The organism is Actinacidiphila cocklensis (genome assembly GCF_907177275.1).
Classification (GTDB): Bacteria; Actinomycetota; Actinomycetes; order Streptomycetales; family Streptomycetaceae; genus Actinacidiphila; species Actinacidiphila cocklensis.
This window is the reverse complement of record NZ_CAJSLV010000081.1, coordinates 67630-89174: the sequence shown is the minus strand read 5'-3', so window position 1 is coordinate 89174 and position 21545 is coordinate 67630. Positions and strand designations below refer to the sequence as shown.

General features: G+C 74.7%; 18 protein-coding genes. 7 read left to right on the top strand and 11 right to left on the bottom strand.

Annotation, left to right across the window (positions count from 1 at the left end):
- Nucleotides 1-4 precede the first annotated feature (4 nt).
- Nucleotides 5-451: an Lrp/AsnC family transcriptional regulator gene (locus NFU81_RS29545; protein WP_251496415.1), complete on the bottom strand. Its 447-nt coding sequence runs from the start codon at nucleotides 449-451 to the stop codon at nucleotides 5-7.
- A gap of 94 nt (nucleotides 452-545) precedes the next feature.
- On the opposite strand from NFU81_RS29545, the gene NFU81_RS29540 reads away from it, so the two are divergent.
- On the top strand, nucleotides 546-1067 hold the full coding sequence (locus NFU81_RS29540; protein ID WP_251496412.1) for a rhodanese-like domain-containing protein: 522 nt from the start codon (nucleotides 546-548) through the stop codon (nucleotides 1065-1067).
- Between the two features lie 40 nt (nucleotides 1068-1107).
- Here the strand turns inward: NFU81_RS29540 and NFU81_RS29535 are convergent, their stop codons facing one another.
- From NFU81_RS29535 to NFU81_RS29525, 3 genes are all read right to left on the bottom strand, one after another.
- Complete coding sequence (locus tag NFU81_RS29535; protein WP_251496409.1) at nucleotides 1108-1632, bottom strand: GNAT family N-acetyltransferase; 525 nt, start codon at nucleotides 1630-1632, stop codon at nucleotides 1108-1110.
- A gap of 94 nt (nucleotides 1633-1726) precedes the next feature.
- Nucleotides 1727-3415 carry a DUF885 domain-containing protein gene (locus NFU81_RS29530; RefSeq protein ID WP_251496394.1) on the bottom strand — a complete coding sequence of 563 codons (1689 nt, stop codon included), beginning with the start codon at nucleotides 3413-3415 and terminating at the stop codon, nucleotides 1727-1729.
- Between the two features lie 87 nt (nucleotides 3416-3502).
- Entirely contained in the window at nucleotides 3503-3976 is a 474-nt protein-coding gene (locus NFU81_RS29525) for an Lrp/AsnC family transcriptional regulator (RefSeq protein ID WP_251496392.1), read from the bottom strand.
- A 60-nt stretch (nucleotides 3977-4036) separates the two neighbouring features.
- On the opposite strand from NFU81_RS29525, the gene NFU81_RS29520 reads away from it, so the two are divergent.
- Entirely contained in the window at nucleotides 4037-5170 is a 1134-nt protein-coding gene (locus NFU81_RS29520) for a trans-sulfuration enzyme family protein (protein ID WP_251496389.1), read from the top strand.
- Between the two features lie 202 nt (nucleotides 5171-5372).
- Here NFU81_RS29520 and NFU81_RS29515 read toward each other — a convergent pair whose 3' ends face one another.
- Complete coding sequence (locus NFU81_RS29515) at nucleotides 5373-6743, bottom strand: GNAT family N-acetyltransferase (protein ID WP_422665320.1); 1371 nt, start codon at nucleotides 6741-6743, stop codon at nucleotides 5373-5375.
- Between the two features lie 268 nt (nucleotides 6744-7011).
- On the opposite strand from NFU81_RS29515, the gene NFU81_RS29510 reads away from it, so the two are divergent.
- Nucleotides 7012-8874, top strand: coding sequence for an HSP90 family protein (locus NFU81_RS29510; RefSeq protein ID WP_251496383.1), 1863 nt, complete (start codon nucleotides 7012-7014; stop codon nucleotides 8872-8874).
- A complete protein-coding gene (locus tag NFU81_RS29505) occupies nucleotides 8871-11807 on the top strand; it encodes a tetratricopeptide repeat protein (RefSeq protein WP_251496380.1) in 2937 nt (978 codons plus the stop codon). Before NFU81_RS29510 ends, NFU81_RS29505 begins: the two co-directional genes overlap by 4 nt.
- A gap of 11 nt (nucleotides 11808-11818) precedes the next feature.
- On the opposite strand, the gene NFU81_RS29500 is transcribed toward NFU81_RS29505, so the two are convergent.
- From NFU81_RS29500 to pdxR, 3 genes are read right to left on the bottom strand one after another with little or no spacing between them, the layout of a single operon-like run.
- Nucleotides 11819-12613: an integrase gene (locus NFU81_RS29500; RefSeq protein ID WP_251496377.1), complete on the bottom strand. Its 795-nt coding sequence runs from the start codon at nucleotides 12611-12613 to the stop codon at nucleotides 11819-11821.
- Nucleotides 12614-12637: 24 nt separating this feature from the next.
- Nucleotides 12638-13189, bottom strand: a complete 552-nt coding sequence (locus NFU81_RS29495) for a GNAT family N-acetyltransferase (RefSeq protein ID WP_251496374.1) — start codon at nucleotides 13187-13189, stop codon at nucleotides 12638-12640.
- Complete coding sequence (gene pdxR, locus NFU81_RS29490; protein WP_251496371.1) at nucleotides 13186-14691, bottom strand: MocR-like pyridoxine biosynthesis transcription factor PdxR; 1506 nt, start codon at nucleotides 14689-14691, stop codon at nucleotides 13186-13188. The genes NFU81_RS29495 and pdxR overlap by 4 nt, the downstream gene beginning before the upstream one ends.
- Before the next feature lie 47 nt (nucleotides 14692-14738).
- Here pdxR and NFU81_RS29485 point away from each other — a divergent pair, with 47 nt between their 5' ends.
- A complete protein-coding gene (locus NFU81_RS29485) occupies nucleotides 14739-15689 on the top strand; it encodes a DMT family transporter (protein ID WP_308208333.1) in 951 nt (316 codons plus the stop codon).
- A gap of 219 nt (nucleotides 15690-15908) precedes the next feature.
- Here the strand turns inward: NFU81_RS29485 and NFU81_RS29480 are convergent, their stop codons facing one another.
- Nucleotides 15909-17369, bottom strand: a complete 1461-nt coding sequence (locus NFU81_RS29480) for an NCS2 family permease (protein WP_251496368.1) — start codon at nucleotides 17367-17369, stop codon at nucleotides 15909-15911.
- Nucleotides 17370-17637: 268 nt separating this feature from the next.
- On the opposite strand from NFU81_RS29480, the gene NFU81_RS29475 reads away from it, so the two are divergent.
- Nucleotides 17638-18528 (top strand): RNA polymerase sigma-70 factor, encoded by an 891-nt coding sequence (locus NFU81_RS29475; protein WP_274037738.1) that lies wholly within the window; start codon nucleotides 17638-17640, stop codon nucleotides 18526-18528.
- Between the two features lie 28 nt (nucleotides 18529-18556).
- Here NFU81_RS29475 and NFU81_RS29470 read toward each other — a convergent pair whose 3' ends face one another.
- Entirely contained in the window at nucleotides 18557-19303 is a 747-nt protein-coding gene (locus NFU81_RS29470; protein ID WP_251496365.1) for an SDR family oxidoreductase, read from the bottom strand.
- 191 nt (nucleotides 19304-19494) lie between these two features.
- Between NFU81_RS29470 and NFU81_RS29465 the strand changes: the two genes are divergently transcribed.
- Complete coding sequence (locus tag NFU81_RS29465; RefSeq protein ID WP_251496362.1) at nucleotides 19495-20256, top strand: GntR family transcriptional regulator; 762 nt, start codon at nucleotides 19495-19497, stop codon at nucleotides 20254-20256.
- A gap of 66 nt (nucleotides 20257-20322) precedes the next feature.
- Here the strand turns inward: NFU81_RS29465 and NFU81_RS29460 are convergent, their stop codons facing one another.
- Nucleotides 20323-21480 carry an ROK family protein gene (locus tag NFU81_RS29460; RefSeq protein WP_251496359.1) on the bottom strand — a complete coding sequence of 386 codons (1158 nt, stop codon included), beginning with the start codon at nucleotides 21478-21480 and terminating at the stop codon, nucleotides 20323-20325.
- Nucleotides 21481-21545: the final 65 nt, after the last annotated feature.

Genomic DNA, 21545 nt, shown 5'->3' with positions numbered 1-21545 from the left:
GCCCTCACAGCACCAGCGGGCGGCGCTCCAGCGGCGAGGAGTAGACGATGCTCGTGGTGACCGCGCCGAGTCCGGAGATCCGGCCGGTCGTCTCCTCCAGATGCCGCATCGAGCGCGCGGCCACCTTCATCACGAAGCAGTCGTCCCCGGTGACGTGATGTGCTTCGAGCACCTCCGGCGTGCTCGCCAGCAGGTCGTTGAAGGGCTTGTAGTTGCCGGTCGGGTAGCGCAGCCTGACCATCGCCAGGATCGGCAGGCCCACGCGCTCGTGGTCGATCACCGCCGAATAACCGGTGATCACCCCCGCCTCCTCCAGCCGCCGCACCCGCTCGGTGACGGCGCTCGGCGACATCGCCACGGCACGGGCGAGCTCGGCGTAACTGGCGCGGCCGTCACGTTGCAGGGCCTCCAGCAGCTGCCAGTCGGTGGAGTCCAGGGAATAAGCGGTCATCCCCGAGGGATACCAGGGGAAAGCCCGGCGGATCAAGCCGCATTCCGGGGAATCCCACTTCTCGGCCGGGGTCGCCGACCGTAGATTTTCCTGCATGACAACGCACCTCGCCACCGCCGCCACCGCCGCACCCGTTGTGACCAGCGTCAACGCCGTCCTGCGGGTACCGCCGGCGACCCCCGCCGACGCTGCCGCCTACTTCACGGCGAGCCTGGCCTTCCACACGGACGTCTCCGACGTCGCCGCGGCGCTCGAAGCCGCGCAGGCCGGTACCGACCCCGGGTTCGTCCTGGTCGACACCCGCAGCACCGAAGCGTGGGACCAGGGCCACATACCCGGCGCCGTCCACCTGCCCACGGCGCAGATACCGCAGCTCGCGGGCACCTTTCTCGACCGGTCCGTGCCCGTCGTCGTCCACTGCTGGGGCCCCGGCTGCAACGGCGCGGTGCGCGCGGCGGCCGCGCTGGCCGGACTCGGCTACCAGGTCAAGGAGATGCTCGGCGGCATCGAGTACTGGATCCGCGAGGGCTTCGGCTACGAGACGGCCGAAGGCCCCGGCCGCCGCGACACCGACGGCCTGACCGCCCCGCTCGGCGCCGCCGCCTGCGGCTGCTGAGCGCCGCCCGCGGCCACCCGGCGGCTGCCGGGCGAGGCGGTCAGGCCGGCAGGCCGCGCAGCTCGTACGCCCACAACTCGCCACGGTCGGCCACCCGCTGGAAGCCGACCCGGGTGAGTACCGCCTGGGACGCGGCGTTCGCCGGCTCCGTGGTGGCCAGGACGAGGTCGACCTCGGGCTGGCCCAGCGCCCACTGGCACAGCGCGCGCGCCGCGTCCGTGGCCCATCCGGCGCCGCGGCCCGACGTGGAGAGGTCGTAGCCGATCTCCACCGCACCGGCGTCCGGCGGCCCGTGGAAGCCGGCGCCGCCCAGCGCGGTGCCGTCCAGCGTCCGCTGGATCGCGAAGACGCCCCAGCCGGGCCGGTAGACCCCGGCCGCGGCCGCGGCGACCGTCATCGAGGCCGCACCGATCGTGCCCTCGCCGGGCACCTCGTCGATCCACGTCAGCCCGGCCGGCTTGCCGTCCGCCAACTGCGCTGCGTCGGGCGGCAGTTGCTCGCGCAACGTCAACCGGCCCTGGGTCAGGACCAGTCGTCCGCCGTCGAGGGAAGCGTGCAGGGTCATCCAGCCGTACCGCCTTGTCGGGGAGTGGAGTTCACGGGTGTGCGGGAGGGGGACGGGCCGCGCCGCGCCCGGGTGGGGCGCGGCGCGGCGCGGGCTACAGCGCGGAGATCTCCGCTACCAGGTCGTCCAGGCCGAGCGAGCCGAGCGACAGCGCCGCCATGTGCCACGCCTTCGCGTCGAAGGCGTCGCCGTGCGCGGTGCGCGCGGCCTCGCGGCCCAGCAGCCAGGCGCGCTCGCCGAGCTTGTAGCCGATCGCCTGGGCGGGAATGCCGAGGTAGCGGATGATCTCGCTGTCGATGAACTCCGGCTGCCTGCCGCTGTGCCGGCCGAAGAACTCCCGCGCCAGCTCAGGGGTCCAGACCTCACCGGGGTGGAAGGGCGAGTCCGCGGGGATCGCCAGTTCCGCGTGCATGCCGATGTCGATGATCACCCGCACCGCGCGCATCATCTGCGCGTCCAGGTAGCCCAGCCGCCGCTCCGGGTCGGAGAGGAAGCCCAGCTCGTCCATCAGCCGCTCGGCGTACAGCGCCCAGCCCTCGGCGTTCGCGCTGACCATGCCGACGCTGGCCTGGTAGCGGGACAGGTCGCCCGCCACGTGCACCCACTGGGCGAGCTGCAGGTGATGCCCGGGCACGCCCTCGTGGTACCAGGTCGAGACCAGGTCGAAGACCGGGAAGCGGGTCCTGCCCATCGTCGGCAGCCACGTGCGGCCCGGCCGGGAGAAGTCCTCGGAGGGCGCGGTGTAGTACGGCGCCGCCGCGCCCCCCGGCGGGGCGATCCGCGCCTCGACCTGCTTGACCCGGTCGGCCAGTTCGAAGTGCGTGCCGTCCAGCGCCTCGATCGCCTCGTCCATCAGCGCCTGGAGCCAGTCCCTGACCTCGTCCACGCCCTCGACGGCCTGGCCGTGCTCGTCGAGGTGCGCCAGCACCTCCCAGGGGTCCTTGCCCGGCAGGATCTTCGCCGCCTCCGCGACCATCTCGCCGTGCAGCCGGTGGTACTCGGACCAGCCGTACGCGTAGGCCTCGTCCAGGTCCAGGTCGGTGCCGTTCCACATCCGCGACCAGGTCGCGTACCGCTCGCGGCCGACGGTCTCCGGGGCGCCCTCGATCCCCGGGGCGTAGGTGTCGCGCAGCCACTCGCGCAGCTCGGTGAAGGCCGCGGTGGCCTCCTCGGCCGCCGTGTCCAGCTCGGCGCGCAGTTCCTCGGGGCCGTCCGCGACCAGCCCGGTGAACCAGCTCGCAGAGCCGTCCGCGCCGGTCCACTCGCCCAGCTGCTGCACCATCGTTGCGGCCTGCCGCGGCCCGCCGGGCAGCTTGCGCGCCAGGCCCTCGGCCAGCGAGGCCCGGAAGCCGGCCAGCGCGGCCGGCGCGGCGCGCAGCCGTCCGGCGATGTCCGCGAAGTGCTCGGGGGTCTCGGTCGGCATCAGCGCGAAGATCTCGCGGATCTGGTGCGCGGGGGAGAAGATGTTGCTCACCGAGCGCAGGTGCTCGTTCGCCGCGTGCACCGCCAGTTCGGCCGTCAGCCGCTCACGCAGCAGCCGCCCGCAGCGCCGCTCCGCGTCGCTGTCCGCGCCCGGCACGGACTCGGACTCGGCGAGCCGGTCCAGGGTGCTGCGGGCCAGCGCGGCCCGCGCGTCGGCTCCGGCCGGCGAGAAGTCGGGCAGCAGCCGGGCCGAGCCGGGAACCCCGAGGTAGGTGCCGAGCAGCGGGTCGAGTGCGATCAGGTCGTCGACGTAGGCGTCGGCGACCTGGCGCGGGAGCGAGGAACTGGTGAGAGTGGACATACAGCCATCCTCGTACGAGATCGGGCCCCGCGTCACCATCACTGTGACGTTGGGACCTGACACCGGCGTGTCGCAGGTCCGCGGTGCTCAGCCCGGCGGGAGCAGCGGGCCGCAGTCCCACTGCTGGAAGATCAGCCGGGTCTCGACCCTGGCCACCTCGGGCCGCGCGGTGAACTCGTCCACCACCAGCCGCTGCAGGTCGCCGGTCCCGGTCACCGCGACCTGCACCAGGAAGTCGTCGGGGCCGGTCAGATGGAACAGCGCGCGGGTCTCCGGCAGCCCGCGGACGCGCTCCACGAAGGGGTCGATGAGGTCCCTGCGGTGCGGCCGCACCTGTACCAGCAGCAGGGCCTCCAGGCCGCGGCCCAGCTTGGCCGGGTCGAGCCGCAGCTGCTGCCCGAGGATGACCCCGCTGCGGCGGAGCCTGGCCACCCGGTCCAGGCACGTCGACGGCGCCACGCCCACCGCCGCGGCCAGGTCGCGGTACGTGGTCCGGGCGTCGTTCTGCAGCAGGCGGAGTATGTGCAGATCGACCGGATCGAGTACGACGGAATCGGACATCGGCCGAACGTAGCACGGGGGTTCGCCTCCAGCGGACGGCCTCCGTTCAGTCTTGACCGTATGGAGACCACACAGCGCAGGGCGCTGGCCACCGAAGCGGTGCACGCCGGCCGCGACGACCTCGCGGCGCTCGGAGTGCACGCCGCACCGCTCGACCTGTCCACCACCTACCCCTCCTACGACAGCAGGGGCGAGGCCCGGCGCATCGACGCCTTCGCCGCCACCGGCGCCCGGCTGGAGGGACCGCCGGTCTACGCCCGGGTCGACAACCCGACCACCGCCCGCTTCGAGACCGCGCTGGCCCGCCTCGAAGGCACCCAGGCAGCGGTCGCCTTCGCCAGCGGCATGGCCGCGCTCAGCGCCTGCCTGCTGGCCAGGTCGGCGCTCGGGCTGCGGCACGTGGTCGCGGTACGCCCGCTGTACGGCTCCAGCGACCACCTGCTCAGCAGCGGGCTGCTCGGCACCGAGGTGACCTGGACCGACCCGGCGGGCATCGCGGACGCGATCCGGCCGGACACCGGCCTGGTCGTGGTCGAGACCCCGGCCAACCCGACGCTGGCCGAGATCGACCTGCGGGCGGTCGCCCACGACTGCGGTTCTGTGCCGCTGCTGGCCGACAACACCTTCGCCACCCCGGTGCTGCAGCGCCCCGCGGAGTCCGGCGCCAGGATCGTGCTGCACAGCGCCACGAAGTACCTGGGCGGCCACGGGGACGTCCTCGGCGGGGCCGTGGCCTGCGACGAGGAGTTCGCCGGTGCGCTGCGCCAGGTGCGCTTCGCCACCGGCGCGGTGCTGCACCCGCTGGCCGGATACCTGCTGCTGCGGGGCCTGGCCACGCTGCCGGTACGGATACGGGCCGCGTCCGCGACCGCCGCGCTGCTCGCCGCCCGGCTGGCCGCCGACCCCCGGGTGAGCGCGGTGCACTACCCGCGGATCGGCGGCGCGATGGTGTCCTTCGAGGTGCGCGGCGATCCGCACGCGGTGATCGCCGGGGTACGCCTGATCACCCCTGCGGTCAGCCTCGGCAGCGTCGACACGCTGATCCAGCACCCCGCCTCGATCAGCCACCGCGTCGTACCCGCGGACGCGCGGGCCGGCGGCGGTGTCAACGAGCAGCTGCTCCGCATGTCGGTGGGCCTTGAGGACGAGGCCGACCTCTGGTCCGACCTGGACGCGGCGCTGGCTTCGGCGTAGCCCCTGGGGTACCCACGCCCCCTCCCGGGACCTTCCCCCGGTGGCGGGTCGCGCAGTTCCTCGCGCCCCTGATGCCTTGCCCTCTTCCGTAGAGGGTGAGCGTTTTCAGGGGTGCGGGGAAGTACGCGCCAAGCCCGGACGCCGGGAAAGAAGCACCGCCATAGCAAAGTGGTACCCACCCCACCGGCGCGGCCCGCGCGGGCTAGTGGCGCTCGGCCACCCACGGAAGGCTCGCCGCCGACGGCGACGCCGCCGTCGGGAGGCTCGCCGTGATGACGAGCGTCCCGTCCTCGACCTGGTAGTCGAGCGGGAGCCCCAGCTCCCGCATCGTCGCCACCATCCCGGTGTTCGTCGCGCGGGTCACCGCGTACACGCTGTCGCGCCCGGCCTCCGCCGCCAGCTCGACCAGCTTGCGCAGCAGCACCGCTCCGATGCCTCGGCGCTGCCACCCGTCCTCGACAAGCAGCGAGACCTCGTTCTCGTCGCCGTCCCACAGCAGGTGGCCGAGCGCCACCAACCGGCCGGAGGCGGTCTCGACGGCCAGCGACTGGCCGAAGCGCGGGCTGAGCAGGTGGCCGAGGTAGCGGTCGGCGTCCTCGACAGGACCGTGGTACCGCAGCGCCAGCGTGTCGGCCGAGCACCGCTCGTGCATCGCCAGCGCCGCCGCACTGTCCTCGGGTCCTGCCCTGCGCACCGTCAGCTCGTTGCCCTCGGGCAGCGTCACGACGTGGCGGCTCCCCGGCATCCGAACCCCGAGCCTGGCGTCCAGCTCCACCAGGGCGCGCGCCCTGGCGAACTCGGTCGGCGTGAAGGGCAGATGGTCGCGCTGCACGGTGATCGTGCCGCCCGACGGGTCACGCAGCCGCATCACCGTGTCCAGCAGCGCGTCCTGCGCAGGGCCGCCTTCCCCGTCGGCGGGTGCGGGGGTGGACCTGATGGTGCAGCGGCCGAACAACTCCCGCAGCGCCAGGGGGAGTTCCGCCGCGTCCAGCGCGGTGCGGGTGGCCAGGGTGAGCATCCGGGTCGGGGTGTCGACCAGGTCGTGCGCGTCGGCCCGCTCCAGCCAGGTGTCGGTGCCGCCCGCGTCGGCGACGGTCATCACCAGCGCCGCGGCCGGCAGTGCCGCCGGCGCCCGCAGCAGGAACTCGTCGACGGTGCCCTCGGCCAGCGGGTGCGTCTGCAGCGTGACGATGTCCACGCGGCTGCCGGCCAGTGCCGTGCACACCGCCCCGAGGCTTCCCGGGGCGTCCCGCACGGTGGTGCGCAGCCGCCACAGGGCCGGCTCGGTGTCCGGACCGGTGTCCCCGGCGGCTACGGCCGGGGCGGCGGCGGCCGCGGCCGCCGCCCGCCCGGAGCGGCGCGTCCACCACAGGTGCACCGCGGCAGCGGCGAGCAGCGCCGCGGCCGACGTCATGAGCAGTAACCCGCCGTCGGGTCCGTCGTTCACCAGGTCGGCGATGAGGTCGGCAGTGGCCATCGCGGTGAAGAGCGCGGCCACTTCGGTGAGGTCGCGGCCCCAGTGTCGGCGCCGGGTTGCGGCCCGAACAGGGGCCACGGGAGTCGTATGAGGCATACGTCTAGAATGGCGAAGCCGTGTTGCGTGATCACGAACATGCCGTGACCAGACGGTAAAGGACGCATCTTCTCGGTTAACTTACCTTTTCACCGTCTTAACCGTCCGTTGCCGGTACGAAACCGACCACCGCACGCCCGCCGCCCGCACCGGGGCGCGGAACCGTGGTCAACTACGGCCCACGCCCCCTACGATGGCCCGACCTCGCCCCTCCCGCGGACCAGTGCCGCCCTACCCGCGCCGCACCACCCCCACCGGCGCTGCGACGATGACTGCCGAACAGACACCGCACACTTTCCAGGTCGACCTCCGCGGCCTGGTGGACCTGCTGTCCCACCACCTCTACTCCAGCCCACGGGTCTATCTGCGCGAACTGCTGCAGAACGGTGTCGACGCCGTCACCGCGCGCCGCGCCGAGGACCCGGCGGCGCCGCCCGGCCAGGTCCTGCTGCACACCGAGCCCGGCGGACTGAGGGTGGAGGACTCTGGCATCGGCCTGACCGAGTCCGACGTGCACAGCCTGCTCGCCACCATCGGCCGCAGCTCCAAGCGCGACGGGCTGGAGTCGGCCAGGGCCGACTTCCTGGGCCAGTTCGGCATCGGGCTGCTGGCCTGCTTCGTGGTCGCCGACACCATCAGGGTGGTCAGCCGCTCCGCCCGTACGCCCGAGGCGCCGCCGGTCGAGTGGACCGCGCGCGACGACGGCTCGTACACCGTGCGCACCCTGCCCGACGACGCCCGCCCTGAGCCCGGCACCACCGTCCACCTCCGTGCGCGGCCCGGCTCCGACGAGTGGTTCGGCTCCGCCCGGGTCACCGAACTGGCCAGGGACTTCGGCGCGTTGCTGCCCTATGATGTGCAGGTCGACGGCACCGCCGTCACCGAGCGCCCGCCGGTGTGGGACCGCGCCCACTCCGGTCCCGGTGCCCGCCGGGTGGAGCTCTCCCGGTACTGCCAGCGGCAGTTCGGCTTCCTGCCGCTCGACTGCATCGACCTCGACGTGCCGGTCGCCGGCGTCCGCGGTGTCGCGTACGTGCTGCCGTCCGCGGTCAGCCCCGCCCAGCGGGCCGGCCACCGGGTGCACCTCAAGGGCATGCTGCTCACCGACCAGGCCACCGAACTCCTGCCGGAATGGGCGTTCTTCGTCCGCTGCGTCATCGACACCGACAGCCTGCGCCCCACCGCGTCCCGCGAGCACCTCTACGCCGACGAGACGCTGGCCGCCGTCCGCGACGCCCTCGGCGACCGGATCAAGGAGTGGATGACGGCACTCGCCGCCGCCGAGCCGGAACGCCTCGGCCATTTCCTGTCGGTGCACCACCTCGGCGTCAAGACCCTCGCCCGGCACGACCCGGCGCTGCTGCGGGTGATGCTGCCCTGGCTGCCGTTCGAGACCACGCAGGGGCAGCTGCCGCTCGACGAGTTCGCCGACCGGCACCCCGTCGTGCACTTCACCCGCACCGTCGAGGAGTTCCGCCAGGTCGCCGGGATCGCCGCGGCCCAGGGCATCGGCGTGGTCAACGGCGGCTACACCTACGACGCCGACCTGGTCGAGATGCTGCCGCTGGTCAAGGCCGGCGCGCAGGTCGCCGAACTCGACGCCGACACCGTCACCGCGCACCTCGACACCGTAGACCCGGCACAGGAACTGGCGCTGGCCGGCTTCCTCGCCGCCGCCCGCGCCGCCCTCGACCCGCTCGGCTGCGACGTCGTCCTGCGGTCCTTCCACCCGATGACGGTGCCCGCACTGCACCTCGACGACCGCGCCGCCCGGCACGAACGCGCCCGCGAGGAGGCCCAGGAGCAGGCCGACGACCTGTGGGCAGGCATCCTCGGCTCGCTGCGCGGCAACGCCCCCCGCGCCCGCCTGGTGCTCAACCAGCTCAACCCGCTGGTCCGCAGGATCGGCTCCCTCGCCTCGGGCGAGCTGGCCGGCACCGCCGTCGAGGCGCTCTACGGCCAGGCCCTGCTGATGTCCCAGCGCCCGCTGCGCCCGGCCGACACCGCCCTGCTCAACCGGGCGTTCCTCGACCTGCTGCGATGGGCCGCGGACCACACCGCCGCCGACACCCCCGGCCGCACCGCGGACCAGGACGGCGACCGCGACGGCCGGCGGGAGGACGGACGGTGACCGACGGGACCCCGCGCGGCGTCGACGAGATACGCCGGGCGATCGACGAGAACCGGGCCGAGCCCGAGGGCGCCGCACGCAACGCCCGCGCCGAACGCCTCACCGAGGAGGCGGAACGCGCCGGCGACCGCCCGCTGCTCATCGACGCGCTGTTCAACCTGCTGGTCGCGTACAACTACAGCTCGGAGTCCGACAAGAAGTTCGTGCCCTTCGCCAGGGCACTGACGATGTGGGACCAGGACCCCGCCGACTTCGACGAGTTCGCCGCCCACAGCCTGCACTGGTACTTCAAGTGGGTCTCCAGCGGCATGCTCGATCAGCCGCACATCCCGCTCGCCGCCATCGAGAAGTGGCAGGGCGAGATGGCGCACCGCTACCGGCTCGCCGGCTACTCCGAACGGGCCGTGCGGCAGGGCGAGTTCCGTATCGCCCGGCACATCGGCGACCAGCCGCGGGCCGAACAGGCCTACGCGGCCTGGCAGTCCGCCGACCGCGACCGGATGAGCGACTGCCACGCCTGCGAACTCCACCTCCAGGGCGCCTGGCAGGCGCACCTCGGCCAGGACGCGGAGGCGCTGGAGAGCTGGCGGCCGGTGCTGGGCGGCGAGTTGACCTGCGCCCACGAGCCGCACGCGGTGCTCGCCAGCTCGCTGCTGCCGCTGCTGCGGCTCGGCAGGACAGACGAGGCCCGCGCCCACCACCTGCGCGGCTACCGCATGGTGCGCACCATGGAGAGCATGCGCGCCTCGGTCGCCCAGCACATCGAGTTCTGCGCGCTCACCGGCAACGAGGCCCGCGGCCTGGAGATCCTCGCCCAGCACGCCGCGTACTTCACCGCCACTGGCGACCCCGACAGCCTGATGGACTACCTCTCCGCCACCGCGCTGCTCACCGCCCGGCTGCGCGCACTCGGCCACGCCGAGCAGCAACTCCCCGGCCCTGACGGCACCTTGTGGACCGCGGCCGCACTGCACGAGCACGCGGCGGCCCAGGCGCTGGACCTGGCAGGCCGGTTCGACCGGCGCAACGGCACCGGCACGGTCTCCGCGGCCGTCCGCGAGCGGATGGCCCGCGGCCCGCTCCTCGCCGCGCTCCCGCTGGGCGTCCGCGCCCCCCGGCTGACGGCGACGGCCACCACCGACCCCGAGACGGCACCCGCGGCCGGGTCGCCCGAGCCCGACGTGGCCGCGCTCGTCGCGGAGGCGCGGCGGCTCACCGAGAGCGGCAGCCCGCACGCCCAGGCCGCCTGGGCCGCCGTGGACGGTGCCGCCGACGCCACCGGCACCCCGCTCGACGCCGGGACCCGCGCCGAGGTCGCCGACCACGCGGGCATGGCCGCCGTCGAGGAACCCGAGCGGTCCGCCGCGCTGTTCGCCCGCGCCGCCGAGCTGTTCGAGGAGGCGGACGCGCCGGGCGAGGCCGCCGCCTGCCGGGCGCGCGGCGGTCACGCCCGCGTGCTGGCCGGCGACACCGCGGGCGGCCTGGCCGCCGTCGAGGAGCAGTGCGCCCTGCTGCGTATCCTCCAGGCCGAAGGCCACGCGTCCGTACGGCAGTTGACCGGAGCCCTGCTGCTGCGCAGCCGCGCCCTGGTGCAGTGCGCGAGGGACGCCGACGTCAGGGACCAGGCGCTGGCCGCGGCTGCGGAGCAGGCGGCGGAGGCCGCCGAGCTGTGCGAACGGCACCCGGGTGACCCCAGGTTGGCCGCCAGGCAGGCCGACGCCACCGCCATGCTCGGCCGGTTCGCCGCGGGCCGCGGCGACCACGACGCGGCGATCGGACTGCTCACCCGGGCCGCCGGGCTCTACCACCTGGCCGAGCGCCCCTGGTACGCCGCCGACCCCGAGAGCGTGCTGGCCGAGCTGTCGCTGCGGCACGGCGAGCCGGCGGACACCGTACGCCACGGGCTCGCCGCCCTCGACCACGGTGGCGACCTGCTGGAACCCCCGCACCGCGCCCACCTGCACCTGCTGGTCGCCCAGGCGTCCAGCACCCTCGGCGACCACGAGGCGGCGGCGGACCACGCCCTCGACGCGAGCCAGTGGGCCGACCAGGCGGGCGACAGTGACGGCAGCGGGGCCACCGCCCGGCTGGTCTTCGGCGGCGCCCTGCGCCACCTGGGCCGCACCGCGGAGGCCGTCGCCGTCCTCGAATCGGTCCTGCCCGACCTCGTCCGCGGCCACGGCGAGGGCGACGTCGTCCAGGCCAGGTGGTGGCTCGCCGAGTGCCAACTCGACCTCGGCGAAGCCCGCGAGGCCGCCGAGCAGTTCCTGCTGGCCGCCGGGATCGCCGAGGGCTGGGAGGACCCGCACGACCACGCGATGCTCGCCCACCTCGCGGCCGACGCCCTCAGCAGGGCCCCCGGGCTCACCGGCGAGGCGGTCAGCGCGTACGCGCGCGCCGAGGAGCTGTGGCGGGGGATCGGCGACCCGCACGCGGTCATCCGTACGCAACGCGCCCGCGGCTGGCTCGAACTGCGGTCCGGCCGCGGCGGACCGGCCGCCGCACGGCCGCTGATGGACGCCGCCGTCGAGACCGCGAGCAGCGCGCTGGCCGCGGCGCCCGCCGGCAGCGACGCCGCCGTCGGGCTGCGTGTGGACCTCGCCGACAGCTACCGGCAGACCGCGGAGTTGCTCGTCCACGCCTGCGACGGCCCCCCGGCGGAGGACCCGTCGGCCGTCCCCGCCTACGACGAGGCCGTGGTGCTCGCCGACCTGGCGGCCGCGGCCCTCGAACCCCTGGGCGGCACCGGCCGCGACCGGCGCACCGCCGCGACACTGCTGGCCGGCTGGCTCGAACTCGACCTGGCCCGCACCGAGTCCGCCGCGGCCCGCGCCCGGTCGGTCACCGCGGAGTACGCCGACGTGGCGGGCCGGGTGCCCGAGCAGCGCCGGGACGAGGCGGCCTCCCTGCTGGAGTCCGCCCGCGGGTCCTGACGGCGCGGCGCTCAGGACCCGGCGAGGTCGGTGCAGTAGGCGACGGTGGCGTCGTCCGGTGCCACCGAGTGCAGCGCTTCCGCCTGCCGGACCCGCTCGATGAGCGCGCCGGGGCCGTCCGACTCCAGGCCGGCCAGCACCGCCGGCCAGGCCGCGAGCCGGAAGCGGTCCTCGACGCGGCTGGCCCCGTTGCTGAGCAGCGCGGCGGCGGTCAGCGCGGCCACCGGGCAGCTGCCGGTGACCGCCTCGTCCGCCGCCCGCGGGTCGTCCTTGGCCACCCAGAAGCCGCCAGGGCCGTTGCGGTGGGAGCGCAACTCGCCCAGGACGCGGCGGTATTCATCGCTGCCCTCGCCCGCGGCACGCAGCGCCGGCTCGTAGGACCCGCTGATGACAACTTCGCGGAGGTCGCGGACGACCAGCGGTTCCGCGCCGGCTCTGCCGAGCACCAGGACGCAGTCGCCGAGCACCAGGTACTCGGCGAGGCCGTCCGCGATCCGCAGCACGGCCACCGTCGCGGACGGGCTGATGGGGTCGGCGACGTCGCAGGTGTCCCGGTGCAGGTCGGTCACGTGCGTGACGGCCTCGGCGAGCAGCGCGGTCAGGCCGCGGTCGGGCGCGAGCGCCAGCAGGCCGAGCAGGCTGCCTCCGAGGTGGCCGGCGTACCAGGCCACGCCGTGCCGGCAGGTCGACTCGGAGCCGGGGATGCCCGCGCCGTCGACCAGCACCGCGGCGCCCGGCACGGCGCCGGTGAAGTCCTCGTTACGGCGGCCGGCCCGTTTCGCCGCCGTCGCCATCGCCACCCGCATGTGCCGCTCCCGGCCCTCCGCCCGTCAGGCGCCGGGCTCGCGGACGTGGACGTGGCCCGCCTCGGGGAACTTCGGCGGGTGCGGCGCGAGCTCCTCCCGCAGCGGGAAGCCGCACTTCGCCGCCACCCGGCAGGAGGCCGCGTTGCCGACCGCGTGCAGCAGCTCCAGCCGGGCCAGCGCAGGACCGCCTGTGCCGCCGTCCAGCGCCCACCGGGCCACCGCGTCCACCGCCAGGGGTGCGACGCCCCGGCCGCGTACTGCCGCCGCCGTCCAGTAGCCGATCTCCGCCGAGGCCGCCTCCGCGGTCTTTCGCTTGACCGTCACGTGCGCCACGGGCCGCGTGCCGCCCTGCTCGACGACCGCGAAGCTGTAGCGCAGCCCGGCCTGCCAGGACTCGGCCTGCCACGTGATCCACCGGCCGGCCGCCTCCGTGCCGTCCAGGGTGGTCATCAGCCAGCGCCGCATGCCGGCGTCCCGGTGCTCGTCCGCCAGCACCGCCGCGTCGTCCGCCGCCCACGGGCGCAGCAGCAGCCCCGGCCTGCCGTCCCGCGCGGGGACGGCGAGTTCGACGGTCATCTGCCGGCCTCCCTTGCCTCGCAGGACAATCTACGGGCCGTGCGTACCGGCTGCGGCACCAGGAGGCGTATCGCGCGGGTGATCGCCTCCGGGGGCAGATGCGCGTAGCCCACCACCAGCCTGACCCGGTCGTCGGCGGCGGTGTGCGGCCCCGCGGAGGTGCGGTAGTGCGACAGCGGCCGGACGGTGACGCCCGCCGCGGCCGCGGCGGCCAGGAAGCGCGGCTCGGGACCGTAGCGCTCGGGGAGGGTGACGATCGCGTGCAGCCCGGCCGCGATGCCGCTCACCTCGGCGCCGGGCGCGTACCGCGCGAGCGCGGCGACCAGCGCGTCCCTGCGCGCCCGGTACAGCCGCTGGCAGCGCCGCAGCTGGCGGTCGTACGCGCCGCAGGCCAGGAAGTCGGCGAGCACCGCCTGCTCGACCACCGAGTGCCCCAGGTCCATCGTCCGCTTGCGCTCCGCCGCCTCGGCGACCAGGTCGGGCGGCCCGACCAGCCACCCCAGTCGCAGCCCGGGCGCCAGCGACTTGCTCGCGGATCCGGTGTAGACGAGGTGCCCGGGCGCCAGGCCCTGCAGGGCGCCCACCGGCTGCCGGTCGTAGCGGAAGTCGCCGTCGTAGTCGTCCTCGACGACCACACCGCCGCTGTCCCGCGCCCAGCCGGCCAGTGCGGACCGCCGGGCGGCGGAGTAGGCCACCCCTGAGGGGAACTGGTGGCAGGGCGTGACGACCGCGGACCGTACGCCGCTCGCGGCCAGCGCCGCCACCGACAGCCCCTCAGCGTCCACCGGGACGGGTACGGCGGTCAGACCGGTCGCCGCGAGCAGCCGGATGTGCTCGGGGCTGCCGGGGTCCTCGACGGCGGTCGTCCGCTGTCCGCGGGCGTGCAGCACCATCCCGACCAGGGTGTGCGCCTGGGCCACCCCCGAGGTGACCATCACCTGGTCGGGCTCGGCGGCCACCCCGCGCCGCCGGGCGAGCAGCGCGGCGAGCGCCGCCCGCAGCTCCGGCAGGCCGCGCGGGTCGGGGTAGCCGAGGGCGCGGTGCGGCAGCGCGGTCATCGCCCGGCGGTACGCGGCCGACCAGGCCGCCCGCGGGAAGAGGGCGAGGTCCGGCAGGCCGGGGCGCAGGTCGTCGGGGCCGCCGCGGTCGTCGGCGGCGAAGGTGGCCGCGGCCCGCGGCGGCTCCTGCCGCCCGTCGGCCACCCAGGTGCCCGCGCCCTGCCGGCTGATCAGGTAGCCCTCGGCGGTGAGTTGCGCGTAGGCGTCGGTCACCAGCCCCCGGGACACCCCGAGATCGGCGGCCAGCTCCCGGCTCGACGGCAGCTGCGTCCCGGCTCCCAGCCGCCCGGCCCGCACGGCCTCCCGCAGCCCCGCCTCCAGCCCCCGCCCTTTGCCCCGTCCCTGCCCCACACCCCCGTCCACCAGCACTTCCCACGCCACTTCGGCCCCCGGCTGAGGGGCCGGCCGGGGGAGGGGCGTTCCACTGGTCCGGTTTTCTGCCATGGGATTGGACCTTAAACCGGACCACTCCCGCTCCCTAGCGTGGCCGCATGATCTCCTCCTCACACCGTGCCGGGATGCTCTTCGCCGCCCTCGCCTGCGTCCTGGTCGGGGCGTCCTTCACCGCGGGAGGCGCGCTGGTCGGGTACCCGCACGCCGGCGGGCAGGCCGTCCGCTACGGCGTCGCCTGCCTGCTGCTGGCGTGGCCCGCGCGGCGGGCCGGGGGGTGGGCGCGGCTGCGGGCGCTGAGGGTCCGGCAGTGGGCGCTGGCGGCGGGGGTCGCCGGCGTCGGGATGGTCGGGTTCAACCTCTCCGTGCTGGCCGCCGAGCGCACCGCGCAACCCGCCGTGCCGGGAGTCCTGGTCGGCTGCGCGCCGGTCGTGGTGGCGGTCCTGGTGCCGCTCGTGGCGGGGCGGCGGCCGACCCGGGCCGGAACGGCGGGCGCGGTCGTGGTCGCGGCCGGCGCCTTCGTCGTCCAGGGGTGGGGCGGTACGGACGCGTCCGGGCTGCTGTGGTCGGTGGCGGCGCTCGGCGGCGAGGTGGGCTTCGCGCTGCTCGCCGCGCCCCTGGTGGCCCCGCTGGGGCCGCTGACGCTGTCCGCCTGCGTGTGCGGGCTGGCCGCCGCGGAGGCCGCCGTCCTCGGCGCGGTCCAGGACGGCCGGGCGGCGCTGCGCGTACCGGACGGGGCGGAGGCGGCGGCCCTGGGCTGGCAGGCGGTCGTGGCCACCGTCATCGGCTTCGTGTGCTGGTACGCCGGCATGCAGCGGCTCGGCGCGGAACGCGCCACCCTCTTCTCCGGACTGATCCCGGTGTCGGCCGCGCTGACCGCGCCGCTGGTCGCGCTCGGCACCTTCGGCGCCGCCCAACTCACCGGCAGCGCCCTGGTCGCCGCGGGCGTCGCGGTCGGCGCGAGCCGCCGCCCGGCGCGTACGGGGCGGCAGCCCGAGCCGGTCGCGGAGCCGGCCGGGCCGCCGGTCCGGCCGGCCCCCGTACGCCAGTGAGAACGACTCGGGGGAATTGTCCGGCGGCGGGAACTCCGGTGGGTTGGGGGGAGTTGTGTCAGTACGGGCCGGTGCGCGGCATCGGTCCGGCCAACTGCCCCGACCGGGCGCCCCCGTCTCGGTCGGGGCGCCGCGGCCGCACCACGTCTGCCCGCCCCTCCTCGGGCGGGCGCGGCGCGGGAGCGGCCACGGGCTCCCGCACCCCCCCGCCCGCCGCTGCTACTTCACGCCCAGCACCTGCTGCAGCGGGTCGATGGCGAAGTAGGCCAGGAAGCAGACCGACACACCCCACACCAGCGGGTGGATCTCCCGGACCTTGCCCAGCGCCAGCTTGATGGCGACGAAGGACAGGAAGCCCGCCCCGATGCCGTTGGTGATGCTGTAGGTGAAGGGCATCGTGGCGATGGTCAGGAAGGCCGGGATCGCGATGTCGTACTGCGTCCAGTCGATGTTGCGGACCTGCGCCATCAGCAGGAAGCCGACCGCGACCAGCGCCGGCGCCGCCGCCTGCGAGGGCACGACCGCCGCCAGCGGCGACAGGAAGAGCGCCACCGCGAAGAGCGCGCCGGTCACGACGCTGGCGAGCCCGGTGCGCGCGCCCTCGCCGACGCCCGCGGCGGACTCGACGTAGGCGGTGTTGGACGACGCGGACGCCGCACCGCCCGCGACGGCGGCGGCGCCGTCGATGAAGAGCACCCGCCCGATGTTCGGTACGCGGCCCTGCTCGTCGAGCAGCCCCGCCTCGCTGGAGATGCCGACGATCGTGCCCATGGCGTCGAAGAAGTCGGACAGCACGAGCGTGAAGACGAACAGCGAGGCCGTCACCACCCCCGCCTCGGAGAAGCCGCCGAAGAGGCTGAAGTGGCCGATCAGCCCGAAGTCCGGGCTGGCGACGATGTCGTCGGGCACCTTGGGCGCGGTCAGGCCCCACGCGCCGGCCGGCAGGTCGGCGATCTCGTTGACGATGATCGCCACCACCGTCATCACCACGATGCTGATCAGGATCGCGCCCTTGACCCGGCGGGCCACCAGCGCCACCGTCAGCAGCACCCCGAGGCAGAACACCAGCACCGGCCAGCCGGTCAGGGTGCCGGTGCCGCCGAGCTGCACCGGCACTGTCGTCTTGGCCGCGTCGGGGATGCGGCTGGCGAAACCGGCGTCGATGAAGCCGATGAAGGCGATGAACAGGCCGATGCCGACGCTGATCGCCTGCTTGATCGGCAGCGGGATGGCGTTCATGATCGCCTCGCGCAGCCCGGTGGCGACCAGGACGCAGATCAGCAGCCCTTCGAGGACGACCAGCCCCATCGCGTCCGGCCAGCTCATCTTGGGTGCGAGCTGGAAGGCGACCACGGCGTTCAGTCCGAGCCCGGCCGCCACCGCCAGCGGCAGGTTGCCGCCGACGCCCATGATCGCGGTCATCACCGCGGCCACCAGCGCGGTGGCGGTGACCAGTTGGGTGGTCGACAGGTGGTGCCCGAACTTGTCCGTCGCACCGGAGAGGATGATCGGGTTGAGCACGAGGATGTACGCCATCGTGAAGAAGGTGGCGAAACCTCCGCGTATCTCCCGTCCCGGTGTCGAACCGCGTTCCGATATACGGAAGTAGCGGTCCAGCGCGTTGCCTCCGGGCGGCGGTGCGGACACCGGCTTCTCGGTGTCCACGACGGGTCCTGGCATGGTGCTCCTCTGGTTGTGCGAACCGGTGCTGCGGCCTCGCCGCGTACGTGCTCCGCGGGCGGAGCACACGGATTGTCCTCGCCTGCGGGTCCTGGCGGGTTTCCGCGGCGTTACCCGGTATCACCGTCGGGTTTCGGCCATGGTCAGGTCAACACTTGCGACGGCGGCGGTACGGACACGAACTGCCGCGCACGGCACCCCGCAGGCGCGGCGGCCGCGCCCGCCCGGCGGCTGGACAGCGCCCCCCGCCCTCCGCTGGGATGGGCAGGTGAGCGACGAGATCCGCACCGGGCCGCGATCGGCCGCCGCCGAGACCTTCGAACGGCACCGGCCGGTGATGACGGGCGTCGCCTACCGGATGCTCGGCCGCTTCGCCGACGCCGAGGACGTCGTCCAGGAGGCGTGGCTGCGCTGGGCGGACACCGACCGCAGCCAGGTGCGCGAACCGCGGGCCTTCCTGGTCCGCACCACCACCCGGCTGGCCATCGACCGGCTGCGGCACGTCCAGTCCCGCCGCGAGGCCTACGTCGGCGAGTGGCTGCCGGAACCGCTCACCACCGACGCCGGGGCCGGCGCCGAGGAGCACGTCCTGCTGGCCGAGACGGTCTCGCTCGCCATGCTCGTCCTGCTCGAATCCCTCTCCCCGCTGGAACGCGCGGTGTTCGTCCTGCGCGAGGCCTTCGGCTACCGCTACGCCGAGATCGCCGCGATCCTGGACCGGGCCGAGCCCGCCGTCCGGCAGCTCGCCGGCCGCGCCCGACGGCATGTGGAGGCCCGCGAGCAGCGCTTCGACGCCGACCCGGAAGTCAGCGCCCGGCTCACCGAGCGCTTCCTGGCCGCCTGCACCGGCGGCGACCTGGACGGCCTGCTGGCGCTGCTCGCCCCCGACGTCCGGCTCATCGGCGACGGCGGCGGAGTGCAGAAGGCGCCGCGCCGCATCCTGGCGTCCGCCGCCGACGTCGGCCGCTTCCTGCACGCCATCTCCGACGACGTCCCGCCGGCCATGGGCGTCGCCTTCCGCGAGGTCAACGGGGCGCCGGCGGTCGTCATCACCTCGTACGGCAGGCCGCACACCGTGGTGTCCCTGGAGACCAGGGACGGCCGGATCGCCTGCGTCTACCTGCTGACCAACCCCGGCAAGCTCACCGGCATCCGATGACCCGTCGGGACGGCGGGGACGGCGGGGACTAGAGGCCGCCGGCGATCCGCAGCACCGCGCCGGTGGTGTACGACGCCTCGGGCGACAGCAGCCAGGCCACCGCGCCCGCGATCTCCTCGGGCTGGCCGGGGCGCCGCATCGGCACCCGCTCGGGGTTGCGCCACGGCCGCTGCGGGTCGCCCATCGCGGCGTGGATGTCGGTGACCACCATCCCCGGCTGCACCGAGTTGACCCGCACCCCGTCGGGACCCAGCTCCTTGGACAGCCCCACGGTCAGCGCGTCCACCGCGGACTTGCTCGCCGCGTAGTGCACGTACTCGCCGGGGCTGCCCAACGTGGCGCCGCCCGAGGAGATGTTCACGATCGCGCCGCCGTCGCCGCCGTAGCGGGTGGACATCTCCAGCGCCGCGCGCCGGGCGCACAGCAGGGCGCCCATCAGGTTGACGTCCACCACCCGGCGCATCACCTCGACCGGCGTCTCGGTGAAGCGGCCGAGCGGACCGGTGATCCCGGCGTTGTTCACCAGCCCGGTGACCGGCCCCAGGTCCTCCTTGACCGCGTCGAAGAACGCGTCGACCTGGCCCGCGTCGCTGGTGTCGACCTGGAAGAGCAGGCACTCGCCGCCCTCTTCGCGGATGCGCCGGGCGACGTCCTCGGCCGCGTCCTTGGCGCGCTCGTAGCCGATGCCGACGCGGTGCCCCGCGGCCGCCAGGCGTACGGCCACCGCCGCCCCGATACCGCGGCTCCCGCCGGTGACCAGCGTGACCTCGCCCATCGACCTTCCGCCTTTCGTGCACTGGCTGCCGCCGTCCCCGTGCGCGGCAGCTCGATGATCACGCACGCTACCGCATTGGTCTTGACCAAGCTCGGCGCCCGGCTCTATCGTCCCTAGTAGTGCAAGGACCTTTAATAAAGACTGGTTAGGAAACAAGGCTGAACAAGCCTTGAGCTGATTGCGAGGACAGGGTGGGGACCACGCAGCTCGAATCGGTGCCTGAGCCGAAGTACTGGCACCTCAAGACCGTGCTGAACGACGCCCTCGACTCGGAGTTCGAGGTCGGTGAGATCCTGCCGAACGAGCGGGACCTCGCCGCCCGCTTCGGTGTCGCGCGGGCGACGCTCCGCCAGGCGCTCGAACAGCTGGAGCTCGAAGGCCGGCTGCAGCGCCGCCGCGGTGTCGGCACCACGGTGGCCCCGCCGCGCATGGGCGTGTCGGTCGGCCCGTCGGCCAACGCCTGGCCCGGTGCCGGCCGCGACTCCTGGGAGACCGTCGGCTGCGTCGAGGCCGTCGCGCCCGCCGCGATCGCCGCCCTGCTCGGCACCGGCCGCGACCAGGCCGTGCACACCATCCGCCGGGTGCGGGTGATGCGCGGCCAGCCGGTCGCCGCCGAGCTGCTGTACGTACCGCCGGCGTCCGTACCCGGCCTGCCGGGCGACCTGTCGCCCGCCGCCCACGCGCCCGCCGTGCTGCGCGAGCTGCACGCCCTGGAGCTGGAGGGCGAGGACCGCGCCGTCGAGCTGGGCTCGGCCCGCGCCGACGACGCCAAGCAGCTGGACCGGCTGCCCGGGGCGCCCGTGCTGGTCGTCACCTCGCGCTACTACACCGGCGGGCGGGTGGCCGCCGCGTCGGTCTCCACCTACCGCGCCGACACCTGCCGGCTGACCTTCGGCGACGCCGGCGCGTTCGAGGTCACCCACCACCAGCAGGACACCCGCCAGGCCTCCTGACCCGGCAGCCCGCTCACGCGGCAAGGCCCGCCCCGGCGACCGGGGCGGGCCTTGTCCGCAGCGCCGTCAGCGCCGCTGCATCGACGTCTGCTCCACCGCGAAGAGCTGCTCCTCGACATGGTCCAGCGCCAGCCGCAGCGCCCCGGTGGCGATGGCCTCCTGGCCCAGCGCGGACAGCGTCACCTTCGGCGCCCGCAGGCAGTAGCGGGCCAGCTCGGCCTGCAGCGGCTCCAGCACACCGTCGAGGCCCGCGGCCCAGCCGCCGATCACCACCAGCTCGGGATCGATCGCCAGCACCAGCGCGGCCACGTCGTGCACCAGCCGCCGCAGGAAGCGCTCCACGGCGTCCTTGGCCTGCACGTCACCCTGCTTGGCCAGCGCGAAGACCCGCTCCACGGCGGGCTCGTCCAGCGGGTGCAGCGGCTCGCCCGTGGTGGACAGCAGATGTTCGGGGGTGACGTCGCGGCCCAGCAGGTGCAGCGCGCCGATCTCGCCTGCGGCGCCGCCGAAGCCGCGGTGCAGCCGCCCGCCGATCAGCGAGCCGGCCCCCGGGCTGAGCCCGGCCAGGACGAAGACCACGTCGTCGGTGCCGACCGCGACGCCCTTCCAGTGCTCGGCGACCGCGGCGACGTTCGCGTCGTTCTCCACCAGCACCGGACATCGGAAGGAACGCTGAAGCCGCTCGCCCAGCGGCAGCCCGGTCCAGCCGGGCAGCGCCGTGCTCAGCCGCACCTCGCCGTGCGCCTCCACGATGCCGGGGCTGCCCACACCGACCGCCCACAGCGTGCTGCGCGCCACCCCGGCCTTGCGCAGCAGCTCCGCGACCGTGCCGCGGACCCGTTCGAGCCGGTCGTCCGCGGAGGCCGCCTCGTCCACGTCGCGGCCGTGCGAGCCCAGTACCTGGCCGCTGAGGTCGGACAGCACCACCCGCACCTGGTGCGCGCCGATCTCGATTCCGAGCAGGTGCCCGGCCTCCGCGTGGAAGCGGAACCGCCGGGCGGGCCTGCCCTGCTTGCGCGCGTCGCCGGCCTCGGGGCCGACCTCCACCACCAGGTCGGACTCGGTCAGCCCCTCGATGACGCCCTCGACGGTGGGCCGGGACAGGCCGGTGCTGTGGACCAGCTCGGTGAGGGTGGGGGTCTGCGCCCCGCGCAGGGCATCCAGGACGACCGCGGAGTTGATCCGCCTGAGCAGGGACGGGTCCCCGCCGGTGAGTCGCCCCACGTATGTCCTCCCAGACTGTGCCTGTGTGTGGCGGATCGTACCCGGCCAGGGGCCTCGCGGCGAGT

Excerpts from the sequence above, each read along its gene's own strand:
- NFU81_RS29545 (WP_251496415.1), bottom strand. The coding sequence starts at position 451 with ATGACCGCTTATTCCCTGGACTCCACCGACTGGCAGCTGCTGGAGGCC.
- NFU81_RS29540 (WP_251496412.1), top strand. The coding sequence starts at position 546 with ATGACAACGCACCTCGCCACCGCCGCCACCGCCGCACCCGTTGTGACC.
- NFU81_RS29535 (WP_251496409.1), bottom strand. The coding sequence starts at position 1,632 with ATGACCCTGCACGCTTCCCTCGACGGCGGACGACTGGTCCTGACCCAG.
- NFU81_RS29530 (WP_251496394.1), bottom strand. The coding sequence starts at position 3,415 with ATGTCCACTCTCACCAGTTCCTCGCTCCCGCGCCAGGTCGCCGACGCC.
- NFU81_RS29525 (WP_251496392.1), bottom strand. The coding sequence starts at position 3,976 with ATGTCCGATTCCGTCGTACTCGATCCGGTCGATCTGCACATACTCCGC.
- NFU81_RS29520 (WP_251496389.1), top strand. The coding sequence starts at position 4,037 with ATGGAGACCACACAGCGCAGGGCGCTGGCCACCGAAGCGGTGCACGCC.
- NFU81_RS29515 (WP_422665320.1), bottom strand. The coding sequence starts at position 6,743 with ATGCCTCATACGACTCCCGTGGCCCCTGTTCGGGCCGCAACCCGGCGC.
- NFU81_RS29510 (WP_251496383.1), top strand. The coding sequence starts at position 7,012 with ATGACTGCCGAACAGACACCGCACACTTTCCAGGTCGACCTCCGCGGC.
- NFU81_RS29500 (WP_251496377.1), bottom strand. The coding sequence starts at position 12,613 with ATGCGGGTGGCGATGGCGACGGCGGCGAAACGGGCCGGCCGCCGTAAC.
- NFU81_RS29495 (WP_251496374.1), bottom strand. The coding sequence starts at position 13,189 with ATGACCGTCGAACTCGCCGTCCCCGCGCGGGACGGCAGGCCGGGGCTG.
- pdxR (WP_251496371.1), bottom strand. The coding sequence starts at position 14,691 with ATGGCAGAAAACCGGACCAGTGGAACGCCCCTCCCCCGGCCGGCCCCT.
- NFU81_RS29485 (WP_308208333.1), top strand. The coding sequence starts at position 14,739 with ATGATCTCCTCCTCACACCGTGCCGGGATGCTCTTCGCCGCCCTCGCC.
- NFU81_RS29480 (WP_251496368.1), bottom strand. The coding sequence starts at position 17,369 with ATGCCAGGACCCGTCGTGGACACCGAGAAGCCGGTGTCCGCACCGCCG.
- NFU81_RS29470 (WP_251496365.1), bottom strand. The coding sequence starts at position 19,303 with ATGGGCGAGGTCACGCTGGTCACCGGCGGGAGCCGCGGTATCGGGGCG.